3 protein-coding genes are annotated in these 3,372 nt (G+C 71.3%); all 3 read left to right on the top strand.

What is annotated here, in order from left to right; translation table 11 throughout:
• Positions 1-124: 124 nt before the first annotated feature.
• Positions 125-682, top strand: coding sequence for a helix-turn-helix domain-containing protein (locus tag ACFUC1_RS20385; RefSeq protein WP_379123098.1), 558 nt, complete (start codon positions 125-127; stop codon positions 680-682).
• 327 nt (positions 683-1,009) lie between these two features.
• A complete protein-coding gene (gene pucL, locus ACFUC1_RS20380; protein ID WP_379123096.1) occupies positions 1,010-1,918 on the top strand; it encodes a factor-independent urate hydroxylase in 909 nt (302 codons plus the stop codon).
• A 7-nt stretch (positions 1,919-1,925) separates the two neighbouring features.
• Positions 1,926-3,372, top strand: a 1,447-nt coding sequence (locus ACFUC1_RS20375) for a nucleobase:cation symporter-2 family protein (protein ID WP_379123094.1), incomplete at its 3' end; no start/stop codon positions are given.

Here is a 3,372-nt window from a genome sequence, read left to right as displayed (position 1 = left end):
GGCCCCCGTGGGCTGGCGGTGGTGGGGGCCCCCAGCGCAGGTTCCACCCTCTGCTGGGTCGCTTCTTCCTCTGCTGGCAGAGGTATGTGCACGGTCGGGACCGCTGCGAAGTACCGTGAGCGCCATGCGGGTGCGAGCCGAGTTCACCACCGAGCCGTTCCACGGGGAGGGCGAGCACGTCCCCGCGCACGTGACCGCAGCCGCTGCCGCCCTGACGGATGCCGGCCTCGAGCCCGACCTCGGCCCCCTGGGCACCGCCGTCGACGGCGACGCCGACGCGGTCGTGACCGCCGTGGCCGAGGCCGTCCGCGCCGCCCTCGCTCAGGGTGCCACCCGGGTGACGCTCACCGTCAGCGACCTCGCGGCGCCGCTCGGCGAGGTGCCTGCCCCCCAGCTCGCGGCGGCCCGCCGCCGGGGTGCGGGTCGCCGGACCGCGCCGGCACCCGACCTGTCCGACGGGCTGGCGCGCCTCATCGCGGCCGTCGAGGAGGAGCTCGGCAGCCCGCTCGCCGACCTGCCTCGGGCAGGGAAGCAGCAGGCGGTGCGGCTGCTCGAGGAGCGCGGCGCGTTCGAGATGCGCCGCAGCGCGGAGACCGTGGCCGAGGCGATGGGCCTGACCCGGTTCACCGTCTACAACTACCTGAACCGGGTGCGCGAGCCCGCGGAGCCACCGGCCGGCTGAGCGCCATGGAGGCCCGGCGTGCCGGTCATGTCGGACATCTCCGCCCGAACCCCCTTCTCGTAGGGGCGAAATTCGGCCACACTCGTTTTCAACAAACTGTTGACGCAGCTCCAGCGCACACCTATCGTTCCATCATTCGTAAATAGGTTTCCGCATCACGGAATCAGGAACCGATCGGCGCACCATCCCAAGCGCCACGCGGCACACGGCCCACCGGCCCTCGTGCCGCGGCACACGGCCCCGCACAGCGCGGGCACCCGGACCCGAACCCACTCGCCCCGGCACCAGCCGCGCGGCCCGACGGAGCACCCGCGAGGAGCACCTGTCATGACCTTCGTCCTCGGACCCAACCAGTACGGCAAGGCGGAGAACCGCGTCGTGCGGATCTACCGCGACACGGCCCGCCACGAGATCCGCGACCTCAACGTCTCCAGCGCCCTGCGCGGCGACTTCACCGACGCGCACGTCACCGGCGACCAGGCCAACGTCCTGCCGACCGACACCCAGAAGAACACGGCGTTCGCCTTCGCCAAGCAGCACGGCATCACCTCCCCGGAGGACTACGCGCTCGCGCTCGGCTCCCGCTTCCTCGACGTCACGCCGGCCGCCACGGCCAGCCGGGTCGAGGTCGAGGAGTACGCCTGGGACCGCATCGACGTCGGCGGGCAGGGCCACGACCACGCCTTCGCCCGCCGCGGCGGCGAGGTGCGCACCACCGTCGTCACCCAGGACCGCAGCGGCGACACCCCGCGCCAGTGGGTCGTCTCCGGCCTGAAGGACCTCGTGATCCTCAAGTCGACCGGCTCGGAGTTCAAGGGCTTCCTCCAGGACGAGTACACGACCCTGCAGGAGGCGGACGACCGCATCCTCGCCACCTCGCTCGTCGCCCGCTGGCGCTACGAGACCACCGAGGGCGTCGACTGGAACAAGTCGTTCGACGACATCCGCACCGTGCTGCTCGAGACCTTTGCGACGACCTACAGCCACGCGCTGCAGCAGTCGCTCTACGCCATGGGGTCGGCCGTCCTCGAGTCCCACCCCGAGGTGGCCGAGATCAAGTTCTCGGCGCCCAACAAGCACCACTTCCTCGTCGACCTCAGCCCCTTCGGGGTGGAGAACGACGGCGAGGTGTTCATCGCCGCCGACCGCCCCTACGGCCTCATCGAGGCGACGGTCCAGCGCGAGGGCGGCTCCGACGCCGGCGACGCCTGGCTCACCGTCCCCGGCTTCTGCTGAGGCCGGCGTGCGACTGAGCAGGCGGACAACGACGTCCGCGCCCGCGAACCCGCGCCAGCACCAGGGCCGTCCCGAGGACCAGAAGTACGGTCCCGGTCCCCTCCTCGCCTACGGCACCCAGCACATCCTGACGATGTACGGGGGCGTCATCGCGCCCCCGCTGATCGTCGGCGGCGCCGCAGTCCTCAAGCCCACCGACATGGCCCTGCTCGTCACGGCCGGCCTGTTCGTCAGCGGCCTGGCGACCCTCCTGCAGACCCTCGGCCTCGGACCGTTCGGCAGCCGGCTGCCGATCGTCCAGGGCATCTCCTTCGCCAGCGTGTCGACGATGGTGGCGATCGCGAGCGAGGGCGGCCTGCGCCCGGTCTTCGGCTCGATCATCGTGGCCGGGCTCGTCGGCCTCGTGGCCTCGTCCTTCTTCGCCCAGCTCGTCCGGCTGTTCCCGGCCGTCGTCACCGGCAGCATCATCACCGTGATCGGCCTGTCGCTGCTGCCGGTCGCGTTCCGGTGGGCCATGGGCAACAACGACAAGGCGCCCGACTTCGGGTCGATGGGCAACATCGGCTTCGCCGGGCTGACGCTCCTGGTCATCCTCGTCATCAGCCGGGTCTTCCAGGGGGCGGTCTCGCGCCTGTCGATCCTCATCGGCCTCGTCGTGGGCACGGTCATCGCGGCCCTCACCGGCCGCGCGGACTTCTCCTCCGTGGGCGACGCCAAGATCGTTGCCCTGCCGCAGCTGTTCCACTTCGGCTCACCGACGTTCCAGGCCGGCGCCATCGTCTCGATGACCATCGTCGTCTTCGTCATCATGACCGAGACCACCGCCGACATCCTCGCCATCGGCGAGATCGTGGGCACGCCCGTCGACGCCCGACGGGTGGCCGACGGCCTGCGCGCCGACATGGCCGCCACGACGGTCGCCCCCGTGTTCGGCACGTTCCCCGCCAGCGCCTTCGCGCAGAACGTCGGCCTGGTCGCGCTCACCGGTATCAAGAGCCGGTATGCCGTGGCCGCCGGTGGCGGGGTGCTCCTCCTGCTCGGCCTGCTCCCCGTCGTGGGGTCGGTCGTCGCCGCGATCCCGTACCCCGTCCTCGGCGGCGCCGGCATCGTGCTCTTCGGCTCGGTGGCTGCCAGCGGGATCCGGACGCTGTCGCGGGTGAGGTACCACGACAACCTCAACATGGTCATCGTGTCGGTGGCGATCGCCGTCGGCATCATCCCGATCGCCGCGCCGACGTTCTGGGACCGCTTCCCGGACTGGTTCGCCACGATCATGCACTCGGGCATCAGCGCGACCGCGGTCGTCGCCGTCCTGCTCAACGTGCTCTTCAACGAGGTCAGGGCCGGCAACCGGCCGGGCGCCTCGGTGTTCGCCGCCGCCGAGAGCGAGAAGGACGAGCTCGGCGACACCCTCGACGACGAGCTGCGCGGGGAGAAGCGCCCCGTGCCCGGCT

Origin of the sequence: Pedococcus sp. NPDC057267 (genome assembly GCF_042668795.1) — a bacterium.
Classification (GTDB): Bacteria; Actinomycetota; Actinomycetes; order Actinomycetales; family Dermatophilaceae; genus Pedococcus.
The sequence above is the reverse complement of the archived record's forward strand: the minus strand, read 5'-3'. Positions and strand labels throughout refer to the sequence as shown.